The following is a 22,861-nucleotide window of genomic DNA, read 5'->3' as shown; positions in this document are numbered from 1 at the left end:
ATAGGCCGAAACGGCCTAGCACATGTTTAACACATGGTCACCCTCTGGTAAAAACCTGACAAGCTACGCGGTTGTAAAACCTTCACTGAGTGCAACCGCCGCTGATCGCCGGGCGCCTTGATCGAGATTTTGCCCGTGTCCGCGGCCCCGTTGGGGAGCGTGCGATGGACGACCATCACGCCTTGTTGGGTGGCAAGCTTCAGCTTTACCGGCGCGGCAATAGCCGCTTCTGGCAGTGCTCGGCCTCGGTGGGCGGCAAGCAATGGCGGGCCACCACCAAACAGGAAAAACTCACCATTGCTCAGAAGGTAGCTGAGGACTGGTATCTCACGCTGCAAGGCAAGCAGGCCGCCGGCACGCTGGTGACGGAAAAGACCGTCGCGGACGCGGCGGAGAAATTCTCCCGCGAATATGAGGTCATCACGGAAGGTGAACGGTCGCCCAAATGGGTGCAAGGCCATCAGATCCGGCTGCGCCTGCACTTACTCCCCTTCTTCGGGAAAATGGGCCTGTCCGAGGTGACGCCCGGGGCCGTGCAGGATTACCGGGTGCATCGGATTGAGACCGCGACGAAAGCGGGCGCGAAGACGCCGGCGCGTAGTACGCTGCATGATGAGGTGGTGACGCTGCGCCTGGTGCTGAAGGCGGCGATCCGCCATGGCTGGCTGACCTATCTGCCGGATCTGTCGCCGCCTTATAAGACGCAGGGCAAGATCGTGCATCGGCCCTGGTTCAGCCCCGAGGAATATAAGCAGCTTTACACGGCGTCGCGGGAGTGGGCGCGCAATCCGCCGCAGCCACAGTATCGGTGGAATGCCGAGCAGATGCACGACTACATCCTGCTCATGGGCAATACCGGGTTGCGGCCGGATGAAGCGGGCAATCTGGAGCATCGGGATGTGGCGATCGTGACGGATCATGCCACCGGGCAGACGATCTTGGAGATCGAGGTGCGGGGCAAGCGCGGTGTGGGATTCTGCAAGAGCACGCCGGGGGCGGTGCGGCCTTATGAGCGGCTGCTGAACCGGCCGAAGCCGACGCGGGGGCTGCAGAAGCGCAACCGGAGCAAGAAACACCCGAATGAACCGTTGCCGATGGAATTGCCGGAGCCGACCGACAAGGTGTTCCCGCAAGGCGGGCAGTTGAAGCTGTTCAACCGGATTTTGGACAAAGCCAAGTTGAAGGCTGATCGGGATGGCAAGCCGCGTACGGCTTACAGTTTGCGGCACACCTATATCTGTCTGCGGCTAATGGAAGGTGCCGATATTTATCAGATTGCCAAGAACTGCCGCACCTCGGTCGAGATGATCGAGAAGCATTACGCTGCTCATATCAAGAATACGCTCGATGCCGCCGCCATCAATGTCATGCGGCCGAAGGCCGCCCGGCAGGCGGAGAAGCAGGCGACGGCCACGACGAATGGGAAGGGTAGGGATGGTAAGGAAAACGGCAAGTCTCGGCGGGAAATGGCTGTGCCTGAGGAGCGAGCGGCCCGGGAAACCGGGCTGCGGGTCACGGAGGTGGATCTGGCGCCGGGGGCGCTGACAGAGGAAAATAGCGGGTAGCGCAAGCTACGCCGGTTGGGGACGGGCGAAGGCCCGGCCAGACAGCGAGCCGCTTGGCGGATCGCCAAAAAGCGCACCCCTTGCGGGTGCGCAATCAGGGGCTTGGCCCCGATGAGCTCCCTATGAGTGATAGCCTTTGGTCAGCTCGTCCAGAGCACATGGGCGTCGGATTTCGTGCAAGCTGCTTCGTTAAGATAAAATAAAAAGAAATGATCAGAGAACAGTCCGCGTTGGGGTAAAAGGGTAAAATTGATACAAGCGGGCATGGAATAAAAAAGCCTTGTCACATTCGTCGGGGCTGCCTCGTCTTATCTGCGCAAACCGCAAATAGGAGCGATACTATGGAATCCCGCATCGATTACTATGCAGCCGCGCCCGAGGTCATGAAAGCCATGCTGGCGCTTGAGAAAGCCGTGGTGACCTCCGGGCTGGAAAAGAGCTTGATCGAACTGGTCAAGACCCGCGCGTCTCAAATCAATGGCTGCGCCTTTTGCATTGACATGCACACAAGGGACGCCATGAAGGGCGGCGAGACGGCGACCCGCCTGCTTCTTTTGGACGCCTGGCGCGAGGCGCCGTTTTACAGCCCGCGTGAACGGGCGGCTCTGGCCTGGACCGAAGCCTTGACCCTGATTTCCGAAACCCATGCGCCGGATGAGGATTGGGCCGCGTTGAAGGCCGAATTTTCGGAGGCGGAGATCGTGAAGCTATCTTTGCTCATCGCGACCATCAACGCCTGGAACCGGCTGGCCATCGGCTTTCGCTCGGTGCCCGTGGGCAAATAGCCGATGGATGCGGCGGCGGACTTTCTTCCGCATCGAGCGGCACTGGTTGGTCTCGCCTACCGGATGACAGGTTCACGCGCCACAGCCGAGGACATCGCGCAAGAGGTCTTCCTCCGTTGGGAAAGGGCGGAACGAGCAGACATTGCGCTTCCCCGCGCCTGGCTGATGAAAGCGGCGGCGCGGCTGGCCCTTGATCATTTGAAGTCGGCTCAGGTTCGGCGAGAAACCTACGTTGGCCCCTGGCTGCCGGAGCCCGTTCTGGAAGATCAGGCCGCGCCGCAGGAGGAAGCCTGGTCGCGGGCCGAGAGCGTGTCGCTCGCCTTTCTTCTCACACTCGAGAGGCTCTCGCCGGCCGAGCGGGCCATTTTCATCCTGCACGATCTGTTCGAAATGCCGTTCAGCGAGTTGGCCCCCATTCTCTACAAAACTGAATCGGCTTGCCGGCAATTGGCGGTGCGCGCCCGCCAGCGCCTTGGTGAACCGAAGCCGCGCCACAAGGTTTCGGAGGCAGACGGTACGCGATTGGCAAGAGCCTTTCTGGCCGCGACCCAGACCGGCGATGAGGTGGCCCTGCGCGATCTGCTGGCCGAGGATGTGGTCCTCCACACTGACGGGGGTGGTATCCGCCCGGCGGCTCTCAATCTCATCCATGGCGCCGAGAAAACAGCGCGCATGCTCGCAAGGCTTGCGTTGAAGAAGATGGATGCGCCGGTCTCGCTATATTGCGGCCTCATCAACGGCATGCCCGGGTTCGTCACCAAAGAACCGGACGGCTTGCCCCAGGTGACTGTCCTGGAGATAGGGGATGAGCGCATCGCGGCGGTCTATATCATTCGCAATCCCGAGAAGCTCGGCGCGATCGCCGAAGCGCTAGACTTCACAACTAAACGGATGAGGTGGATGGCTCCCGCTCACGGCATCTAAGTGCCAGGATGGGGTTGCTGTCAGGCAAACCCGAGCCAAAGGAGCCGCCCGTATGCAGATTACTACCATCGGCCTGGATCTGGTCAAACATGTTTTTCAAGTTCACGCTGTGGACACCGAGGGACGCGTAATCGTGCGCAAAGCGTTGCGACGAGCGCAAATGATCCCTTTTTTGCGAAGCTTCCGCGTTGCCTCATTGGCATTGAAGCGTGCGGCACTTCTCATTATTGGGCTCGGGAGTTGATGCAATTGGGGCATGAAGTACGATTGATGCCACCCGCTTACGTGAAGCCCTATGTAAAACGAGGGAAGACGGATGCGGCCGATGCAGAGGCGATTTGCGAAGCTGTCACACGGCCGATGATGAGGTTTGTACCTGTAAAATCTCCCGACCAACAGGCCATATTATCGATGCACCGTACGCGAAGCTTGCTGGTAAAGCAGCGGACCCAGTCGACGAACATGATGCGAGGGTTGCTAGCTGAGTTTGGAATCAACATACCAGAAGGACTGGAGCGCGCATTATTGCTGGCGCGGCAGATTGTCGCCGGTGAATCGCCCAGTGTGCCAGCTGCGGCAATCGAGATGGTGGGTATGCTCGCACAACAAGCGCTCGATACTCACTCCCGGCTGCAGGAGATCGATCGTAAGCTTGGCGCGTTGCAAAAGTCCGACGAGATGGCCAAACGCATAGCTACAATCCCAGGCATCGGACCTGTTGGCGCAACGGCGTTAGCAGCCGCTGTCACCGATCCAGGTCAATTCCGCTCCGGCAGACAGTTTGCAGCCTGGCTCGGATTGACGCCGCTCCAGAATTCCAGCGGAGGTAAAGAGCGGCTCGGCGGAATATCAAAGATGGGCGACAAATATTTGCGAAGACTGCTCGTGATCGGCGCAACGTCCTTGGTTCGGCGAGCAAGGCACAAACCGGAAACCGCGGACTCGCGTTTGGTCGGACTTCTGGCCCGCAAGCCGGTGCGGGTTGCCACCGTCGCCATGGCAAACAAGATGGCCCGGATCGTTTGGGCAATCATGACGAGAGGCGAGGTGTACGAGCGATCCCATGCGCCAATGCTCGCAGGATAAGCGTTAGGAACTCACTGAAGCAAGCCAGCTTCAGGAGGTTGTTGGGACGATGTGAAGTGATGGCGAGACCGGTCAGGCCGGGAACAGGGACAACCCACCGAATGTCGAAGGCGTCATAGCCTGATAAGCAGAATGGGACCCGGTTCGCGGACTCCATCAGGGCCAGCAGTCCTATGCTGACTGCATCAACAGGCCGGACAGAAGACTGCACCCGACCAATGCGCCGAAACATCAAATCGTACTTGACAACGCGGGAGCCATCCACAGAAGACATTAGCGTAGCGCAATTTTCAGAAATTGAACTTACTGTTCTCCATCCGTCTGGTTCTGGGAAAGGTTTAAAACAATCTCTCTGAATGCAGTGATTGCTGCTTCGTCGGCGCGTTTCAGCATTACGAGGTTCAGATGGGCACGCCCTTTTCGAGGGACGGCGATTTCACGAAACACGACATTGTCCATTCTAATCATCCTGAGGGATTGAGGGACAATCGTGACTCCAAGGCCGGCACCGACCAAGCTCAGAGTCCCGATCATTTGGGGAGCTTCGTATCCAATAATCGGCGTAAATCCGTTGGCCCGGCAGGCAGACAACAATGCGTCATAGAGGCCCGCACCTGGCCCGTGAAGGTAAGCCACAAACACATCCGTCGCGAGGTCTTTGAGCCGCAGCATTTCGCTGCTTGATGACTGCGCAAGGCGATGGGTTGCTGGAAGCGCGGCTACCATCGGCTCTTCCAAAAGATGCTCGACGCGGAGGTCGGGTGGCACGCGAAGCGTTGTGCGTGCAAAGGCAAGATGTATCTCCAGTGACTGAAGCTTTTGAAGAAGGTCTGGGGAGCTGCCGTGATAAAGCTCCAATGTCACATCGGGATATGCCAAGCGGTAGGCACGAATTGCATCGGCGGGAAACGGATGAAAAGACGCTGAGGAAGTGAGGCCGATACGGAGCGTCCCTGCCGCCCCTTCTCCTACCTGCCGTGTCGCGGCAGCGGCGCGTTCTACCTCTTCAAGAATGCGTTGCGCGTATCCAAGCAGTGTTTGACCGGCTTCAGTCAACTCTACACCACGCGGTTTGCGGATGAAAAGCTGGGCCCCTATTTCCTGTTCCAGCACCTTGATCTGCTGACTTAGCGGTGCCTGCTGTATCCCGAGCTGTGCGGCAGCGCGAGTGAAATGACGCACCTTCGCAATGGTTACAAAATATCGCAGTCGACGCAGGTCCATATCATATATAATGCATATGGATTGGGGTTCTTCAATATATTTGAAGATATGAATATGAATGTTTATGTTGAAGACATGCTGGCCCCTCTACCTCTTGTTATCGACCTCCTAGAATGGCTCGTCGCGGAACCTCGGGAATATCGGGAAGTCATGGATGCTTGGCGCACGAGCTGCCCGCGACTGCCTGTTTGGGAAGACGCCGTAGATTTCGGGTTGGTAGAACGGGTCAGCATAGGATCAAAGACATTGGTTCAATTGACCGATGCAGGACGTGATTTACTTAGGCGAAATCGTTCATGAAAATAGCCATTCTCGACGATTGGTTCGACACGTTACGTACGCTGCCTTGCTTTGCAAAGCTCGCCGGTCACGAAGTGAATATTTACACGGACCATGTCGAGGATGAAGATGAACTAGCAAGGCGCTTAGCCGAGATAGAAGCTATCGTTCTGATCCGTGAGCGAACATCTATCCAGGCTGGCCTTGTCGAACGCCTGCCGCGCTTGCGTCTTATTAGCCAGCGCAGTGTCTATCCTCATATTGATATCGATGCCTGTACGCGCAACGGGGTTCTCGTCTGCTCGAATATGCACGCGGACACTCCCTCTTTTTCCACGGCTGAATTAACCTGGGCGCTTATTCTGGCCGCTGCTCGGAGGATTCCCGAAAACGCCGCGTCACTACGCGCTGGCAAGTGGCAGGCCGCCGTAGGGCATACGCTGCGTGGCAAGACACTCGGCGTCTATGGGTTTGGACGGATCGGCGCTGTTGTAGCCGGCTATGGCAAAGCCTTCGGAATGAACGTGCTGATCTGGGCCAGTGAGGAGTCACGTAAGAAGGCGACGGAAGCAGGGTATCAGGTGGCATCCAGTAAGGAAGCGTTCTTCACTGAAAGCGATGTCCTCACGCTCCATATGCGTCTCTACCCGGCCACGCGCGGCATCGTCACCGCGGGCGATTTGGCCCGCATGAAGCCCTCCGCTCTGCTCGTCAACACAAGCCGTGCCGGCCTCATAGAGAAAGGCGCCTTGGAAAAAGCCCTACGGCTGGGAAGGCCCGGGTCGGCGGCCGTGGATGTGTTCGAGAATGAGCCCGTGCGGGACCCGACTCATTCTCTCCTCGTCCTGCCGAATGTCACGGCAACGCCACATATCGGCTATGTCACCCACGAGGAATGGGATCTGCAATTCATGGATATTTTTGATCAGATTAATGCCTTCGATCAAGGGCACCCCATCCATATGGTCAATTCCGAAACACTCAACAAGAAGCAGTGAGGCAGTGTCGGAGGTTCCGGTTAGGGCGGAAGCCGACCATCGGGTTTCGGATGGACACCACGGACGAGCGGACTTTGCTGCCGGAGGTGCCAATCTCGGCTATCGACCCAACAAGGACATTGATGACCGATTCATCCATGCTTAAAAGCGGACACTCATCGCCATAGTATGTTATCGGGCTGGAAACCTGATCATGCCCCCCATCATGTCATGAGTCCTTCTTCTTCAGGCACTATTTGAAGTGCGGTGGGCACGAAATGCATCTGCAATTACCTTTAGTGCTTTGCGAGAACGTTCGTCAGTAAGTGCAGAATGTAAAACGACTTTACCGCTAGGTATCGGCGGCAACCCAAGGCTTCTGCTTACTTCGGCCGCCCCTGGCGGTGCGATACGATAGGGTAGGACTGCTACACCCACCCCTGCAGATACAGCAGCCAGAACTGCCGAAGCGCCACCACCATGAAAGACCTCGATCCATGCGATTCCTGCCGAATCCAACAATTTAATCGTGAGCTCGCGCGTCCAGCACGTGCGGGATAGTGTGGCTATGCGTAAAGGCTTGCCTTGCGTGTGTTCGAAATTGCACGCGGCGAACCAGCCATATCGCTCATCACCTAATATTTCTCCGTCTCGCCTGTCGTCCTCTCGCTGAAGAATTGCGGCATCGAGCAAGCCTTTGTCGAACTGTTCCATCAAGACCTGAGAGTTATCGAGCTGAACCTCAATGGTCAGATGCGAATCATGCCCGTGCAACCGAGCAAGCAAAGAGGGGAGTTCTGGACCGACTGCATGAGCGGCGATGCCTAATGCGAAACGCCGCGCAGGAGCTGATAGGCTGGCAAGAGCACGATCATGCACGGCCACCAACACGCGGGCATCCTCAAGAAAAGCGGCTCCTTGCGCAGAAAGCCTCACTGAGCGGGGGGTACGTTCGAGAAGTCGATGACCAATATGATCCTCTAATCGCTTTATCTTCACGCTCACCGCTCCCTGTGTGCTGCCCAGAAGCTTGGCAGCACCGGTGAAGCTCAAGACATCAATAACAGTGACAAACGCGCGAACGGCATCCACATCGAGTGTCGGCATATCGAATCATCCAAAATCGTTGTCACTGAAATCCATATTAATCCTATTTTGTTGTGAATGAGAAGCTCTATGTTCGCTCAGAACGGAATTGGGACAAAGCGCATGAGGGCATCGGTGGGATTTCGGGACATGACCGCGATATTCGCCATATGCCTCACGTCTTTTATGTTTGGGCTAGAGATTTCCAGTGTTCCAGCCATTCTTCCCACCGTCGTCGAGGTATTCCGCGCTAATTTCGAGCAACTGCAATGGATTATGAACGCTTACACTATAGCGGTAACGACCGTGCTGATGGGAACGGGCGCGCTAGCTGATCGCTTTGGCCGAAAGCGAGTATTTGTGATCGCCATTCTTTTTTTTGGCCTGGCATCCTTGTTATGTGGATTAGCTGACACTCCTGGTGCCCTCATTTTCTGCCGCTTCCTGCAAGGTTTAAGCGGCGGCGCAATGTTGATTTGTCAGGTAGCCAACCTCTCACATCAGTTCCGCTCAGGCACGATACGTACCCATGCCTTTACTGCTTGGGGCATAATTTTCGGCGCGGGGCTCGGATTTGGGCCAATCATTGGCTCATCCATTGTCGTATTTTTGAACTGGCATTGGGTGTTTCTCGTGCACGGGGCACTGTCTGTGATCGCGCTGTTGCTTGTTGCTTACAGCCTAGACGGATCCCACGATGCTGATGCGGGACGTTTAGATATTATTGGCATTGCAACACTTTCTGTCTCGGTGTTCTGCTTGGCTTTCTACATCACGGCAGTGCCTCGCTTGGGGCTCAGCAGCGCCAAAGGGTTAGCTGTATTGGCCTTAGCGGCGATAAGCTTGGGATGGTTTGTTCTCGTGGAATCACGAAGACCCTTTCCTATGTTCGATGCCTCGGTTCTGCGTATTCCCGCATTTTCCGGTGCTTTGTTTGGCTCAGCAGGCATGAACTTCAGTTACTGGCCGTTCATGATTTATCTTCCTGTCTATTTTCGAAGGGTGTTGGGATATCATGACATTGAGATAGGGCTAGCACTGCTTGCCTACACGCTGCCCTCTTTGATTTTTCCGCCTCTTGGTGAGCGCCTGCTCCTTTGGCTGAAAGCAAAGTCCGCCATTCCGTTAGGAATTCTCATCATCGGGTTGGGTTTTCTGGTTATGTGGTCGGGTAATATTATTAAAGTAGATCCGCGGATATTTATTTCTGGGTGCCTCATCGCGGGTATGGGCGTTGGACTCACCAACACGCCAGTCACAAATACAACGACCGCCTCAGTGCCCAGCAATCGAGTTGGAATGGCATCCGGAATTGATATGAGCGCGCGAATGATCTCACTCGCCATTAATATTGCCATAATGGGGGCCATCTTTGTGGTGGGTGTCGAACATGCTCTTCCTGCCTCTTCAGGCGCGCGAGTAGAAGCCATAGCCATCGCGGGCGGAGAAATGACTGAATTTCCGCCTAAATTGGTGCATGCCGCCTTGGTAGACGGTTTTGGATTAATGTTGCTGTATGGTTTGGTTACTGCCTGGGTCTTAGCCGGTGCTAGTTACTTGAGCTTCCGAGCGAGGGCCAAGACAGTCGATTCCACAGAACAATAAGTCTCTGACTCCTGCTCATAATTGGAGCGTCGTCCAACGACCCAAGTTGGTCGCACATGCTAGTTGGCGCCGTTTTAGAAAGCGGGCACAAACTTCTGGATACGTCTAGTTCCGGACTAACCCGCCATCAACGATCAGGTTTTGCCCAGTTACTGCCCTGCTCCAGTGGGATGCAAAGAAAAGAACGGCATCTGCAAATTCTGCCGGCGTTGTGACGCGACGTAAGGGAGTTAGACCCGCGATAAAATCAAAAACAGCTTCCGGCGTTGCTGCACTGGCATCCGTAGTACGCAGAAGACCTCCGGAAACCATATTCACCGTGATGCCGTCAGGGCCAAGATCGGCAGCGGCCGTGCGTGTGAGGCTTAGAAGGGCTGCCTTGGCTGCTGTGTAATCATGATACGGCACCACGGGATTCTGAAACAGATTCGTACCGACAGTCACGATGCGCCCGAAACCGTTCTTCGCCATGACGGGAGCGGCGGCTTGCATGACATTGAGAGCGCCACAAAGCGATACGTTAAGTTGGGCTGAAAAATCATTCCATGGAATGGTTTGTAAGCGTTGCCTTGCATCTCCGTTGAATTGGAAATCGCTAAGCGCATTATGGACAATGGTTGTGATCGGCTTGCCGAAAGTCTCGCTTGCTTTCTTGATTAGCTGATCGACCGCTTTCCTGTCGGCGATATCCGCTTGCAGAGCGATGGCCCGGTCCCCGAGGCTATGGGCGAGATTATGGGCAGATTCCGAGCTACGGTGGTAGTTGATGATCACCCGCGCTCCCTCGCGTGCGAAAGCGGTTGCTACAGCAGCGCCCAGTCCGCGCCCTGCACCAGTAACAAGAACGATCTGTTCCTCAATGTCCATTATTTATGCTTCCTGTTTCCAAATCTCATGAAAATGATGTAGAGGCCCATGACCTCTTCCGACGTTAAGCAAGCTGCTTGCGACAAGTGCCTGCTGGACGTATTTTTTGGCGTGCCTGACAGCATCCTCGACGCAACGGGTTGTAAGTAATGCGGTTATAGCTGCTGAAAGGGTGCAGCCAGTTCCGTGGTCATTGAGCGTCTTCACCCGTGGCGCACCCAACTCAATCACTTCGCCTGGACCCAGAAGAAAATCGGTACTCTGAGTATCGTGCATCATGTGTCCACCTTTGAGTATCACCCAGTCGGACCCCAGCTTTCTGAGAGCCCGTAGTTGCTCTTGCATTTCCTGGCAGGTGCAGGCCAGCGCAGAATCAAGCAGAACGGCGGCCTCCGGCAAATTAGGGGTGATGACGGTGGAGAGTGGCACAAGATGCTCTCGGATAGCCTTGACCGCATCCGGTCTGAGGAGATGATCTGTTGATTTCCACTGAGAAGTGACCCGGGAATTCCATCGAGAATTGACCCGCCCTTTGGTTATGATTTGGGTTTCATGATGGGGTCAAGGGCTGATTTTTTCCTTTCGTTTTTGGGATTTCTGCACCGAGCTGTTCTTGAACCTGAAGCTGTCATTTCCGGTTTCCAGGATGTGACAATGGTGCGTCAGGCGATCGAGGAGAGCGGTGGTCATTTTGGCGTCGCCGAAGACGGCGGACCATTCGCTGAAGCTCAAATTGGTGGTGATGACGACACTGGTGCGCTCGTAGAGCTTGCTGAGCAGGTGGAACAGCAAAGCACCACCTGAGGCGCTGAAGGGCAGATAGCCGAGCTCATCAAGGATGATGAGATCGGCGTGGATCAGGCGGCCAGCAATCTGACCGCTCCGACCCTGGGCTTTTTCCTGCTCCAAGGCATTGACCAGCTCGACGGTGGAGAAGAAGCGGACGCGCTTTTTGTGGTGCTCGACGGCCTGCACCCCGAGGGCGGTGGCAATATGGGTCTTGCCCGTGCCTGGGCCGCCGACGAGCACAACATTGTCAGAGGGCTCGATGAAGTCGCAGCGATGCAACTGCCTGACCAGGGCCTCATTGACCTCACTGCTGGCGAAGTCAAAGCCGGCCAGGTCGCGATAGGCCGGGAAGCGAGCCGCCTTGAGCTGGTAGGCCATGGAGCGGACCTCGCGCTCGGCGGTCTCGGCCTTGAGCAGCTGAGAGAGCACGGGGATGGCGGCCTCGAAGGCCGGCGCCCCCTGCTGGGCCAGTTCGTCGACAGCCTGCGCCATGCCGTGCATCTTCAGGCTGCGCAGCATGATGATGAGTGCGCCGGCGGCGGGATCATGACGCATGGCGGGTCTCCCCGGTGGAGCGCAAGCTGTCGTAGCGTTCGACGTCGGCCCTGGGCTCATTGGCCAAGCTCAGCGCCTGCGGCGCCGTCACGGCTGGCGGGGTGGCGGGCGTGCCGTCGATCAGCCTGTGGAGCCAGTTGAGGATATGCGTCTTGGCCGGCACGCCGTCTTCCAGCGCCAGTTCCACCGCAGCCAGCACCGCCTGCTCGTCATGGTGCAGCACCAGGGCCAGGATCTCCACCATGTCACGGTCGCCGCCTGGCTGCTGCAGGAGATGCCGCTGCAAACGCCGGAACGCATCGGGCAATTCCAGGAATGGCGCGCCGTTGCGCAATGCGCCTGGCTTGCGCTGAATCACCGCCAGATAATGCCGCCAGTCATAAATCGTGCGGCCGGGACCGTGTGTCCGCTCAATAATGCGGAGGTGTTCGCAAATGATCTGGCCTTCCGCCGCCACCACCAGCCTGTTGGGGTAAACGCGCAGGCTGATCGGCCGGTTGGCGAATGATGCTGGCACGCTGTAGCGGTTGCGCTCAAAATGGATCAGGCAGGTCGAGGAGACCCGCTTAGTGTGTTCCACGAACCCATCGAACGGCCGCCCCATGGGCATGAGGTTCTCGACTTCGCTCGCCCAGACATCGGCGATCGTCCCTGGCTCACTGCCATGCTGCGTTTGCGCCCACAGCTCCTGGCAGCGTTGTTCCAGCCACTCATTGAGGGCATCGAGGGTTTCAAAGGGCGGCATGGACTGCCACAGGCGATGACGGGCATCCTGAACGTTCTTCTCAAACTGCCCCTTCTCCCAGCCTGAAGCCGGGTTACAGAAATCGGGCTCGAAGAGATAATGGCTGGTCATCGCCTGGAAGCGCAGGTTGATGCTGCGCTCCTTGCCGCGGCCGACCTTGTCCACGGCCGTGCTCATGTTGTCGTAAATTCCCCGCCGCGACACGCCGCCGAGCACCCGGAAGGCGTGGTTATGGGCATCGAACAGCATCTCATGCGTCTGCAGCAGATAGGCACGAATAATGAAGGCGCGGCTGTAACACAGCTTGGTATGCGCTACTTGCAGCTTCATGCGGATACCGCCAATGACCGCGAAGTCCTCGCTCCAGTCGAACTGAAACGCTTCACCTGGCGCAAAGGCCAAGGGCACGAAAGTGCCACGCCCGGCAGTCTGCTGCAGACGTTTGCACTCCTCCTTCCAGGCGCGGGCAAAGGCCGCCACCCGGTTGTAGGACCCGTCATAGCCAAGGCTGACAAGGTCACCGTATAATTGCTTGACCGTCCGCCGCTGCTTGCGCGGCCGGCTCGCCTCACGCCGCAGCCATGCCGCCAGCTTCTCGGCATATGGGTCCAGATTGCTCGGACGGTCCGGAACCTGAAACTTCGGCTCAATCTGGTCAGACCGAAGATATTTGCGGATCGTGTTCCGCGACACCCCAAGCCGCCGGGAAATCTCCCGGATCGGCACATGCTCACGCTTATGCCACCGGCGAATAATGCTCAAAAACGCCATGTCCAACACTCCGTTCGCCCCCGCCTCTTCCAGACGGGGAAACAGTCAAACATGGGTCAATTCTCAGTGGAAAAATCCGGCCTCCCCGGGTCACTTCTCAGTGGAAATCAACAAACAAAGCGATCTGCGCCCGCTGGACATGCTTTATCGGACGGTTGCGGTCGCCGATAATGGCGAGCAGTCGCTCGCGATCTTCCACAGGGACGAGGACACTGACGGTTTGGGCCATGCCACAACATTCGCATGTCCAGCCAAAAACGTGAATCTTATGAAAGCGTCAATGCACTAGGTATTTACGAGCGACTTAATACCTGCTGCGGTGAAGCGAACCAGCATTGAATAAGGGCGCTTTCCCAAAGATTTGGCGCCGAGGCGTTCGGCGCGGCCATTTAGCGAGTGAGCCTGCATACGGGCTCCAATTGCAAAGAGGTATGCCCAAGCAGCTTGGTCTTGAGTTAGCTTCGGGAGAGCTTTTCTGAACGCGGGGATAAAATAAAGAGCGGAAGGATCGTAAAACTTTTTTACGATCGCCACGGAACGATCGTCGGGTGAGGTAGTAACTTCGGCCAGCATTTGTATATAAAACAGCAACTTACCTTTTGGCTCGCCGAGCAATTCGTCCAACGGCATAAATAAAATAGATAGCACTTGCTCGAGCGCGATATCGCTTTGCGCGGCGCAAAGCTCATCGAGCTTGTTGAGACGGACACGGCTTATAACACTTGCCCGTCTTTCAAAGGTTGCTTCGTATAAAGCGGCTTTATTTTTGAAATGGTAATGCAGAAGCGATTGTGAAATCCCGGCTTCTTCTGCGATAGCGCGCATTCCAGCCCCTTCAAAGCCGCGTGATCCAAATACTTTTTCGGAAGCGTCCAAGATGCATGAAATCGCGCGTGCCGCGATTGGCTCGGAAGGGGAGGTCTCCGGCATCTTCTTGATAACAGGTGTTGCCTCGATTGGCATTTCCGCGATTATCCCGTTTTCCACCATACACCACCTCAAAAAGAATATAACGCAAATCGCTTTTTAACAAACCCTTGACTGATCGATCGATCAGAGAATATACCCCCATATGAGGATCGAAAAAGCAGATTGTCAACCTGCTTTAGGGTCATCTTTTGGCAGCCAACGGCCACTTTATCGCTAGCTTACGGCGCTCGGCGTACTTGAGGTCGTTAATTTCGCTGATCGAGCGCCGTGTCAGAATTAAAAATACCAGGAGAAACGGTTGATGCTGAACAAGAATTCAAGTCAGGCGATAGATCCCAACAAACCCTTGACGGCAAACGTAGGGTGTCAGGATACGGTTCTACTCAATGATTGGCACGTCGTCGGGTACTCCAGCGATTTCGATCAGGGCCTACTCTATCCAATTCGGCTCTTGGGGCGAGATCTAGTGGCCTGGAGGGATAGCCATGGTGGAATCCATGTTTGGGAAGATTTGTGCGTCCATCGTGGGGCGCCTCTTTCTCGTGGTTGGATCAAAGACGACCAGGTAATTTGTCCCTATCATGGCTGGCACTACGACTGCGCAGGGAAATGCACGCTTATGCCCGCTGCTCCCACAGAAGCGCCCATGAAAAAAGCACAAGCGTTTCCGCATTTGGCCGAAGAAAAATATGGCTTAGTGTGGACATCTTTGGGTACGCCTTCCGAATCAATTCCCGTTTTGAACGAGTGGGACGATGACCGGTATACTAAGGTCATGTGTGGGCCTTGGCATTTCCATGCAAATGGATTCCGGACTCTGGAAAACTTTCTAGATGCGTCTCATTTCCCATTTGTCCACAACGGCACGAATGGTGATGCTGACTCCCCGGATGTAATCGCACCTTACGAGGTATTCAAAACGGCTTCGGGCTTGGAGACGTCGGAGATAACACTGAGGCAGCCCAAGGGGGATGCGAGAGGTGTTCCCGTTATCAGCCATTACGTTTATAGCGTATTTCGGCCTTTTGTTGGCCACCTAAAAAAGCGAATGAATGACGTTGATAGCAATTGGACACCAGTTGCCAACGGAGAAAACTTCTATACCAACTTCTTTACCCTCCAGCCGATTGGCGAAACCGAATGCATTTTGCGTGTCGTCGCGGCATTCACCATGCAGCCTGGTCCCAGCGCAGAAGAGGTTCGCTCTCGCCTGCACAGAATTTTTACCGAAGACCAAGAAATTGTTGAAAGGCAGCGCCCCGAGCGTATTCCTTCTGATCTAAGATATGAACTTCACCATCGTACTGATCTGATGGGGCAGCGCTATCGTCAATGGTTACGGACAAAGAACATAACATACGGAGTGGTTTGATCTGAGATGACGCAAACACCCGAAATTGTTGTTCGGTTAAATAGCATCGAATACGGCGCCGAAGACATCAACATCTATAGTTTTGGTCGAGCGAATGGTTCTGATTTGCCGGCAGCGGACCCAGGGGCCCACATAGATATTGAGGTACAAAGTGGAGTACTGAGGCAGTATTCCCTTATCAATTACGGCGCTACGCTTCAGGAATATAAAATCGCTGTGCGGCGGGATCCTACGGGAAGGGGGGGGTCCGTGGCTCTGCATGATAGTAGTATTGTTGGAGAAAATTTCCATATATCGACGCCTCGAAATAATTTTCGTTTGCAAGAGACAAAGTGCAAAACCGTCCTTTTGGCAGGCGGTATCGGCGTCACCCCATTGCTTGGGATGTATAAGAAGCTCCTTCTTGAAAACGCAAATGTTGAACTGCATTACTGGGCAAAGCGGTCAAGTCAGCACCTTTATCGATCCTGGCTCAAGCAGCAAAGCACTGCCTTTCTGTATTCAACCGAAGGTGGGAGATCATTGATACCTAGCGTGACGGCAATTCTCCGTAACGCTGAACCCGATGCGCAGTTTTACTGTTGTGGTCCAACCGCGATGCTGTCCGAATTTGATGTTGCGACAGTAGGCATGCCTCCTGAAAAACTCCATACGGAGAGATTTTCAGGGAATTTGCCAATCGTATCTGAAGATAGCTTCGTTGTTCATTGCGAAAAATCTGGCGTCGATGTCGAAGTACTGCCAGAAGACTCTATTTTGAGAGCATGCTTGAGAGCTGGCTTGGATCTCCAGTATTCATGCGAAGAAGGTACTTGTGGTGCCTGCGAAGTGGAGGTCCTCGAAGGCCGGGTTGTTCACAATGATACGGTTTCCAGTCCAGAAAAGCATGATTCGCAACGAACAATGATGATTTGCTGCTCACGTGCGGCTGGTCCCACGTTGAAGATAAACATCTAGATTTATCGCAAGGTCTTCTAGACAAGTTGAAATAAAATCAAACAAAAGATCGGATGGAAACGATGTCGGAAAGGTTTTTGACAGACGGGATGGCGCGTTCGACTGAAGGAAAGTTGTCGCAAGAAACGTATCGTAAAGTCACTTGGAAGATAGTTCCCATGCTGTTTTTTTGCTACGTTATTGCATACCTTGACAGAATCAATGTTGGCTTTGCTCAGCTGCAAATGAAAACTGCGCTTGGCTTCAGTGATGCCATATACGGCTTAGGTGCGGGGATATTCTTTCTAGGTTACTTCCTCTTTGAGATCCCAAGCAATCTTGTGCTTCAAAAGATTGGAGCACGAAAGACCATTACCAGAATTATGGTTTTGTGGGGAGTAACATCCATCTCGATGGTATTCATCCATAATTCGACAACGTTCTACGTACTCAGGTTTTTCCTTGGAGCCTTTGAAGCGGGCTTCTTTCCAGGGGTAATCTTATATTTCAGCTATTGGTATCCTTCAAAATATAGAGGGCGTGTGACGGCATTGTTCTCGAGCGCATTTTCAGTCGCTGGTATTCTCGGCGGCCCGCTCTCGGGGTGGATACTGAAAGATATGTCTGGAGGCATGGCATTAATGGGCTGGCAATGGATGTTCTTGATTGAAGGACTTCCTGCGGTGCTCATGGGGGGAGCTATTTATTTCTATCTGGATGATAAACCTGAGGCTGCAAGCTGGCTAAACTCGGATGAGAAAGCCCTCATTAAACGCGACATTGAAGTCGAAAAACCTGATACCTCCAAACATCTTAGTTTAGCTACATTCTTAGATTGGAAACTGTACGCTCTCGCATTCAGTTGGTTCTGTTTCATCTGCGGCATCTACATGATCAGTTTTTGGCTCCCGGCGACGATCACTGGACTTGGAGTGTCGAATCCTCTTCATATAGGGCTTCTGATCGCAGTTCCCTATTGCGTCGCGACGATTGGGATGATCGTGATTTCCATACACTCAGATTACAGACAAGAGCGCCGTTGGCATTGTGCTATTTCTGCAATCGTCGGAGCACTTTGCTTGGTTTTTCTACAGAATTTCAAAGGCGATATTCTTGTTTCTATGATCATTCTTTCGGCTGGATCTCTTGGAATCTTCACAACGGTTCCCTTGCTCTGGACTCTGCCAGTATCGCATTTAAAAGCCAATTCTGCCGCAGCGGGAATCGCACTTATAAATAGCCTTGGCCTTTTAGGCGGTTTCGTCAGCCCGATCGTCATGGGATGGACGAAGGAATTGACAGGTAATCTTAGCTTAGGAAATCGCATTATAGCTGCATTGCTGGTCGCTGGCGCGGTGATGTTGCTTTTAGCAATCAGACCCTCGCCACAGAAGAAGCTCTCTTGAGCGCGCACGCTGATAAAGGATCTAAAGATGAAATTTATCGATCTGTCTATGTCGCTTCAGAATAATGTTCCTTCTGACCCGCCAGGATATGAGTTTCAAATAGACTACGTAAAGCATTCGGAGACGGTAGAGGTACTCCAACGCCGTTATCATGATTTGCATAAGGGAGATCTGATTGGCGGTGAAGCGTTCGCGTTGGAGCGAGTCAATCTATCTAGTCATAATGGTACACATGTTGACGCACCCTGGCATTATTCATCGAAGATGATTGATGGAACTCGTAGCAGAACCATCGACGAAATGCCCCTTGACTGGTTTTTCCGTCCGGGAGTGAAGCTAGACTTTCGCCATTTCGATGATGGATACATCGTTCAGCCGAACGATATCGATACTGAGTTGAGAAGAATTCAATATAAGATTAACCCCTTTGATATTGTGGTGGTTAATACGTCGGCTGGAGCCCGCTTTGGCGATCCTATCTACACTGAAAGTGGGTGCGGAATAGGGCGTGATGCTACGCTGCATTTAGTGAAGATGGGTGTGCGTGTTGTCGGCACCGATGCTTGGAGTTGGGATGCTCCTTTCAAGTATGTTGCTGAACGCTTTGCGAAAGGCCGCGACGGCTCGATTATTTGGGAAGGTCACAAAGCAGGAATGGAGGCGGAGTATTGCCAAATAGAAAAACTTCGTCATCTCGAGCAACTCCCTGATCACGGTTTTAAAATCTCTTGCTTGCCTGTGAAATTGCATGCTGCCTCTGCCGGGTGGACAAGAGCAGTTGCAATTTTTGAAGACGAACAACGATAAGGATTAAACACTCATGTCCATGTCTCAAATCAAGCGCGTCGAAACAGATTTCCTAAGCTATAAGGACTGTTTCGAGACGATTCGAATGCACCGTGAAGACGGTATTCTGGAGATGCAGCTTCACACAGATGGCGGCCCTCTTCGCTGGAGTCTGTTGGCCCACAACGAGCTGGAACGTGCGTTTCTTGAAGTATCCCGTGATCGCGGGAATGAAGTTGTTATTTTGACCGGAACAGGTGACGAGTTTTGTGGCCCAGCCATAAAACCGGGGATGCATCCCAACAGAAACTCCATGACCCCACAGATCTACGATCCGATCTTTTGGGAAAGCAAGCAATTGTTGCCGCATCTCTTGTCCATCGAGGCTCCGGTTATCTCTGTGATCAATGGACCGGCAGTGCGGCACGCGGAGATTCCACTTTTAGGGGATATAGTGCTTGCTGCAGAAGATACATATTTCCAAGACACAGCTCACTTCACGGGTGGGATGGTGCCCGGTGATGGCATGCATATTGTGATGCCCTTGTTGATGGGACTAAACCGGGGCCGATATTTTCTTCTTACAGGGCAAAAGATATCAGCGCCAGAAGCGAAGGAGATGGGGCTTGTCAATGAAGTTATGCCCAGGGAGGCCTTGAATGCCAGGGCATGGGAGCTAGCAAGAAAATTGTTGGAGCAGCCAGTCTTGGTCAGACGGTATACAAAAATCTCGCTGACGGAAGAGCTGCGCGGTAGGATGCACGGTTTGTTGGCATATGGCTTGGCTCTTGAGGGCATGGCGCGGATGAAAGGATGATGCACCTGCACCTTCGAGCGTTGGTGTGGTATTTCGCTACCGCAATGGTGAAAGACCGGTGGGGCGATAACCCACCTGCCGCCCCCCTCCGATCTGATTAGTGTTAGGCTTGAAGGCTCCTTAAGGAAAAATCGGCAACGTTGCGCAGCTGACACTCGCTCTTGGGAAGCGGGGAGCCGAAAGGCAACCGAAATGTCCGCTTTCCACGTTTAGCGTCGTGAGGTGGCTCGGTTTGTTTGAACAGTTTTACCCTGTTCTATAAGTGTTTTTCTGCCTTGGTTAAGCTGCCACCGGTATTGGCGTCAGCGTGTTGAAGTAAGCCTGATCGGGTGTTTTCCCGTCAAGGGCGGAATGGGGTCTGCGGGTGTTGTAGAAGCTGAGATACCGGCCGAAGCCGGCCCTGGCCTCGGGCACATTGGCGTAGGCGTGCAGATAAACCTCCTCGTATTTGATGCTGCGCCACAGGCGTTCGACGAAGACATTGTCGCGCCAGGAGCCTTTGCCGTCCATGGAGATTTTGATTTTATGGGCGGTGAGCAGCTTGATGAACTCGGTGCCGGTGAATTGACTGCCCTGGTCGGTATTGAAAATCTCTGGCTTGCCGTGCTTTGCCAACGCCTCCTGCACCGCCTCGATACAGAAATCCGCCTCCATGGTAATGGACACCCGCCAGGCCAGCACCTTGCGGGTGAACCAGTCCAGCACGGCGGCGAGATAGATGAAACCCCGCGCCATGGGAATGTAGGTGATGTCCATGGCCCAGACGTGGTTGGGCCGGGTGATGGGCAAATTACGCAGCAAATACGGGTAGATTTTGTGATCCGGTGCCGGTTTGCTGGTGTTGGGCTTGCGATACATCGCCTCTATCCCCATGCGCTTCATCAGCGTGGAGACGTGCAGCCGGCCCGCCGCGAACCCCTCCTGAGCCAGCAGACCTTGCAACATCCGGCTGCCGGCGAAGGGATGCTCCATGTGCAACCGGTCAATGCGGTTCATCAGCGCGAGATCAGCAGCCGGGACCGGCCGGGGCTGATAATACACGCTGCCCCGGCTGATGCCCAAAGCCGCTGCCTGGCGGTTGAGGCTCAGCTTCGCGCTCCGGTCGATCATTTTTTTGCGCTCGGCAACAGACCCGCCTTGCCGAGCGCGCCCGATAAAAAATCCCGTTCCAGTGTCAGCTCACCAATCTTGGCGTGCAGCGTCTTCACGTCCACCGCCGGCGCCGCCTCGGCCTTGGGCAAATCGCCAAACACCGCCGTGGCTCCTTCCAAAAGCTGGTCACGCCACGTCTTGATCTGGTTCGGATGAACGTCAAACTCCTGCGCCAGATCAAGCAGCGTCTTCTCACCCTTGATCGCCGCTACCGCAACTTTCGCCTTAAACGCCGGGCTGTGGTTCCGGCGGGGTCGTTTGGCCATGCGTCTCTCCTGCTCGCGGTTCTACACCGCTTCGACGCAGAAAAATCACTTATCCAGGCTGTTCAGATTCGCCGAGCCAGCTCTTCGTTTGGCGGGCCGCTCGCCCCCCCCCTCAACCGGACCGCTCGGCTTCCATTGAGCGGATCTCACGGAAAAGGCGTGAAGGGCCCGAAGAACGACGAGCCGCTGCGCGGGATTGGTGCTTGTGGTGCGGCCGTAGCACAGGCGCTGATTTGGTTTTTGTTGAGAGTTGGGGCGGCCCTGTCTGAGGGTCTTGGCTTTTTCGTTGCAAAGGAGCCTTCCATGACCAAGCCAGTTGCCATGCCTGCGCTCAGCCATCTGCGCCGGCGGATGATCGAGGACATGAACGTGCGCGGATTTTGCGCCAAGACCCAGCACGATTACTTGCCATCGTCTCGCGCTTTGCCGTCTTCCTGGGGCCCTCTCCCGGTACGGCGAGTGCGGAAGATGTCCGCCAGTTCCAGGTTGCCCCGCGCGAGGCGGGGATGCTGGCGCCGGCGATGAACAGTCATGTCGGGGCGCTGCGGTTCTTTTTCACCACCACGCTGGATCGTCCCGATCTGGCGCGCCGGCTCATCAGGGTAGCGTACCCGCGGCACCTGCCGATGGTGTTGAGCCCCGACGAGGTCGTCCGGTTGCTGGTCGCCACCACCTGCCTCAAACATCGCGCGGCTTTATCCGTAGCTTATGGCGCCGGTTTGCGCGTGGCCGAGGTTGCCCGGCTCAAGATCGCAGATATCGACAGCAAGCGAATGCTTATCCGGGTCAAGCAGAGCAAGGGCGGGCGCGACCGCAACGCCATACTCTCAACAAGAATGCCGACTGGCTGTTCGCCTGCTGCGCCCTGGTCAATTTATTCATGGTCAGACGATGCCTGTTGGCCGGATAACCGTGCCACGTCGCGTGGTCTCCGTTGCCCGGCGGGCGGAAAGGGCTAGAATTCACCAGGGCAAAGCACCATTCGATTGACCCGGCCTGGTCGCGGCTCAAGCGTGGTGGGCATTCGAAGACTTGTTGAGGGGTTCCTTAGTTTATTATTCACGCCTGGTTGATTGTGTAATCCGCCATCGCAGACCAATCCTTCCCGCCCATACCGGCTTTAACCGCCTGTGCCATGCGTCCATGCACCGCATCCAGCATGGGAAGGGACTTGCCGATTGCAGCGGAAGCTTCGCGCGCGAGGCGTAGGTCCTTGAGGCCAAGGACCGCCTTGAATCCCGGCTCATATCGTTCGGCCGATATATTTGCCGAGTAGCTCTGATAGGGTCGGCTGCCGAACAGGGTGCCGAGGATGAGTTCAAAGAACTGATCACGCGGCAGGCCGCTTCCTTCCACCAGAACGGTTGATTCTGCCATAGCCTCGATCGCCATGGTGATCATCATGTTGCAGGCGATCTTGGCGATATTGGCACGCGGCGGTTCTTCACCAAGATTCCAGGTGCGCCGCCCGATCGCCGCGAACAGCGGCGCCACGGCTTCCGTCGCATCCTGCGCGCCCGCGACGAGGATATTTAGTTCCGCCCTGGCCGCTACATCTGGCCGCCCCAGAACCGGGGCTGCGATATAGCGCAAACCGGCCTCCGCATGGACCGCAATCAATTCCTGCGAAAATGCGACCGAGATCGTCGAGCAGACAATGTGAATCGTGCCGGGCTTCGCTTTTGTCAGAGTGCCTTTGTCAAGCAGGACGGCACGAATGGCGGCATCGTCGGATAGCATGGTGAACACGACATCAGCGTCGAAGACATCCTCAACTGTCGCCACCCGCGTGATGCCATCAAGCTCCACGCCCGAGCGGTTCCAGGCTTTGATCTGGTGCCCCGCTGCAGCGAGGTTTTTGGCGATTGCCGAGCCCATGGCGCCAAGGCCAATGAATCCCAAATTCATGCCCTCTCTCCTATGATCGTGTGTCAGTCG

21 protein-coding genes and 2 pseudogenes are annotated in these 22,861 nt (G+C 55.1%); 13 read left to right on the top strand and 10 right to left on the bottom strand.

The annotated features are described in order from the left end of the window. Window positions 1-164: 164 nt before the first annotated feature. From ACZ46S_RS09605 to ACZ46S_RS09590, 4 genes and pseudogenes are all read left to right on the top strand, one after another. Window positions 165-1,565 carry a tyrosine-type recombinase/integrase gene (locus ACZ46S_RS09605; protein ID WP_464061533.1) on the top strand — a complete coding sequence of 467 codons (1,401 nt, stop codon included), beginning with the start codon at window positions 165-167 and terminating at the stop codon, window positions 1,563-1,565. Window positions 1,566-1,906: 341 nt separating this feature from the next. Beyond that, window positions 1,907-2,350, top strand: a complete 444-nt coding sequence (locus ACZ46S_RS09600; protein ID WP_464061532.1) for a carboxymuconolactone decarboxylase family protein — start codon at window positions 1,907-1,909, stop codon at window positions 2,348-2,350. A gap of 3 nt (window positions 2,351-2,353) precedes the next feature. Beyond that, window positions 2,354-3,274, top strand: coding sequence for a sigma-70 family RNA polymerase sigma factor (locus tag ACZ46S_RS09595; RefSeq protein WP_464061531.1), 921 nt, complete (start codon window positions 2,354-2,356; stop codon window positions 3,272-3,274). Between the two features lie 52 nt (window positions 3,275-3,326). Further along, window positions 3,327-4,360, top strand: a pseudogene (locus tag ACZ46S_RS09590) (IS110 family RNA-guided transposase). A gap of 303 nt (window positions 4,361-4,663) precedes the next feature. Here ACZ46S_RS09590 and ACZ46S_RS09585 read toward each other — a convergent pair. After that, on the bottom strand, window positions 4,664-5,584 hold the full coding sequence (locus ACZ46S_RS09585) for a LysR family transcriptional regulator (RefSeq protein ID WP_464061530.1): 921 nt from the start codon (window positions 5,582-5,584) through the stop codon (window positions 4,664-4,666). A 48-nt stretch (window positions 5,585-5,632) separates the two neighbouring features. Here ACZ46S_RS09585 and ACZ46S_RS09580 point away from each other — a divergent pair, with 48 nt between their 5' ends. Beyond that, window positions 5,633-5,884, top strand: a complete 252-nt coding sequence (locus ACZ46S_RS09580) for a hypothetical protein (protein ID WP_464061529.1) — start codon at window positions 5,633-5,635, stop codon at window positions 5,882-5,884. Then, a complete protein-coding gene (locus ACZ46S_RS09575) occupies window positions 5,881-6,861 on the top strand; it encodes a D-2-hydroxyacid dehydrogenase family protein (protein ID WP_464061528.1) in 981 nt (326 codons plus the stop codon). Before ACZ46S_RS09580 ends, ACZ46S_RS09575 begins: the two co-directional genes overlap by 4 nt. Before the next feature lie 225 nt (window positions 6,862-7,086). Here the strand turns inward: ACZ46S_RS09575 and ACZ46S_RS09570 are convergent, their stop codons facing one another. Beyond that, a complete protein-coding gene (locus tag ACZ46S_RS09570) occupies window positions 7,087-7,947 on the bottom strand; it encodes a LysR family transcriptional regulator (protein WP_464061527.1) in 861 nt (286 codons plus the stop codon). 129 nt (window positions 7,948-8,076) lie between these two features. Between ACZ46S_RS09570 and ACZ46S_RS09565 the strand changes: the two genes are divergently transcribed. Then, window positions 8,077-9,531, top strand: a complete 1,455-nt coding sequence (locus ACZ46S_RS09565; RefSeq protein WP_464061526.1) for an MFS transporter — start codon at window positions 8,077-8,079, stop codon at window positions 9,529-9,531. Window positions 9,532-9,636: 105 nt separating this feature from the next. Here the strand turns inward: ACZ46S_RS09565 and ACZ46S_RS09560 are convergent, their stop codons facing one another. The 6 genes and pseudogenes from ACZ46S_RS09560 to ACZ46S_RS09535 form a co-directional block, all read right to left on the bottom strand. Further along, the gene (locus ACZ46S_RS09560) at window positions 9,637-10,398 is read right to left on the bottom strand and encodes a 3-oxoacyl-ACP reductase (protein WP_464061525.1); all 762 of its coding nucleotides are present in this window, start codon (window positions 10,396-10,398) and stop codon (window positions 9,637-9,639) included. A gap of 3 nt (window positions 10,399-10,401) precedes the next feature. Further along, window positions 10,402-10,938 carry a bifunctional hydroxymethylpyrimidine kinase/phosphomethylpyrimidine kinase gene (gene thiD / locus ACZ46S_RS09555; RefSeq protein WP_464064277.1) on the bottom strand — a complete coding sequence of 179 codons (537 nt, stop codon included), beginning with the start codon at window positions 10,936-10,938 and terminating at the stop codon, window positions 10,402-10,404. A gap of 21 nt (window positions 10,939-10,959) precedes the next feature. Further along, window positions 10,960-11,742: an IS21-like element helper ATPase IstB gene (istB, locus tag ACZ46S_RS09550; RefSeq protein WP_464061524.1), complete on the bottom strand. Its 783-nt coding sequence runs from the start codon at window positions 11,740-11,742 to the stop codon at window positions 10,960-10,962. Then, entirely contained in the window at window positions 11,732-13,258 is a 1,527-nt protein-coding gene (istA, locus tag ACZ46S_RS09545; RefSeq protein WP_464061523.1) for an IS21 family transposase, read from the bottom strand. The genes istB and istA overlap by 11 nt, the downstream gene beginning before the upstream one ends. A gap of 121 nt (window positions 13,259-13,379) precedes the next feature. After that, window positions 13,380-13,487 (bottom strand): annotated as a pseudogene (locus ACZ46S_RS09540) (IS630 family transposase); the annotation flags it as partial. 56 nt (window positions 13,488-13,543) lie between these two features. Next, window positions 13,544-14,221, bottom strand: coding sequence for a TetR/AcrR family transcriptional regulator (locus ACZ46S_RS09535; protein ID WP_464061522.1), 678 nt, complete (start codon window positions 14,219-14,221; stop codon window positions 13,544-13,546). A 268-nt stretch (window positions 14,222-14,489) separates the two neighbouring features. Here ACZ46S_RS09535 and ACZ46S_RS09530 point away from each other — a divergent pair, with 268 nt between their 5' ends. From ACZ46S_RS09530 to ACZ46S_RS09510, 5 genes are read left to right on the top strand one after another with little or no spacing between them, the layout of a single operon-like run. After that, entirely contained in the window at window positions 14,490-15,560 is a 1,071-nt protein-coding gene (locus ACZ46S_RS09530) for a Rieske 2Fe-2S domain-containing protein (protein WP_464061521.1), read from the top strand. 6 nt (window positions 15,561-15,566) lie between these two features. Continuing rightward, complete coding sequence (locus ACZ46S_RS09525; protein ID WP_464061520.1) at window positions 15,567-16,517, top strand: PDR/VanB family oxidoreductase; 951 nt, start codon at window positions 15,567-15,569, stop codon at window positions 16,515-16,517. Between the two features lie 53 nt (window positions 16,518-16,570). Next, complete coding sequence (locus ACZ46S_RS09520) at window positions 16,571-17,902, top strand: MFS transporter (protein ID WP_464061519.1); 1,332 nt, start codon at window positions 16,571-16,573, stop codon at window positions 17,900-17,902. A gap of 27 nt (window positions 17,903-17,929) precedes the next feature. Further along, window positions 17,930-18,709 carry a cyclase family protein gene (locus ACZ46S_RS09515; RefSeq protein ID WP_464061518.1) on the top strand — a complete coding sequence of 260 codons (780 nt, stop codon included), beginning with the start codon at window positions 17,930-17,932 and terminating at the stop codon, window positions 18,707-18,709. Window positions 18,710-18,722: 13 nt separating this feature from the next. Then, entirely contained in the window at window positions 18,723-19,505 is a 783-nt protein-coding gene (locus ACZ46S_RS09510) for an enoyl-CoA hydratase/isomerase family protein (RefSeq protein ID WP_464061517.1), read from the top strand. A gap of 279 nt (window positions 19,506-19,784) precedes the next feature. On the opposite strand, the gene ACZ46S_RS09505 is transcribed toward ACZ46S_RS09510, so the two are convergent. Then, window positions 19,785-20,923 (bottom strand): IS3 family transposase gene (locus ACZ46S_RS09505; RefSeq protein WP_464061516.1). Its coding sequence is split into 2 segments (ribosomal slippage): window positions 19,785-20,668 and window positions 20,668-20,923, totalling 1,140 coding nucleotides; the frame shifts between segments, so codons are not numbered across the junction. A 380-nt stretch (window positions 20,924-21,303) separates the two neighbouring features. Between ACZ46S_RS09505 and ACZ46S_RS09500 the strand changes: the two genes are divergently transcribed. Continuing rightward, window positions 21,304-21,882 carry a tyrosine-type recombinase/integrase gene (locus ACZ46S_RS09500; RefSeq protein WP_464061515.1) on the top strand — a complete coding sequence of 193 codons (579 nt, stop codon included), beginning with the start codon at window positions 21,304-21,306 and terminating at the stop codon, window positions 21,880-21,882. 100 nt (window positions 21,883-21,982) lie between these two features. On the opposite strand, the gene ACZ46S_RS09495 is transcribed toward ACZ46S_RS09500, so the two are convergent. Continuing rightward, a complete protein-coding gene (locus tag ACZ46S_RS09495; protein ID WP_464064276.1) occupies window positions 21,983-22,858 on the bottom strand; it encodes an NAD(P)-dependent oxidoreductase in 876 nt (291 codons plus the stop codon). Between the last annotated feature and the right edge of the window lie 3 nt (window positions 22,859-22,861).

The sequence above is a fragment of the Acidocella aluminiidurans genome (assembly GCF_055383125.1).
The sequence above is the reverse complement of the archived record's forward strand: the minus strand, read 5'-3'. Positions and strand labels throughout refer to the sequence as shown.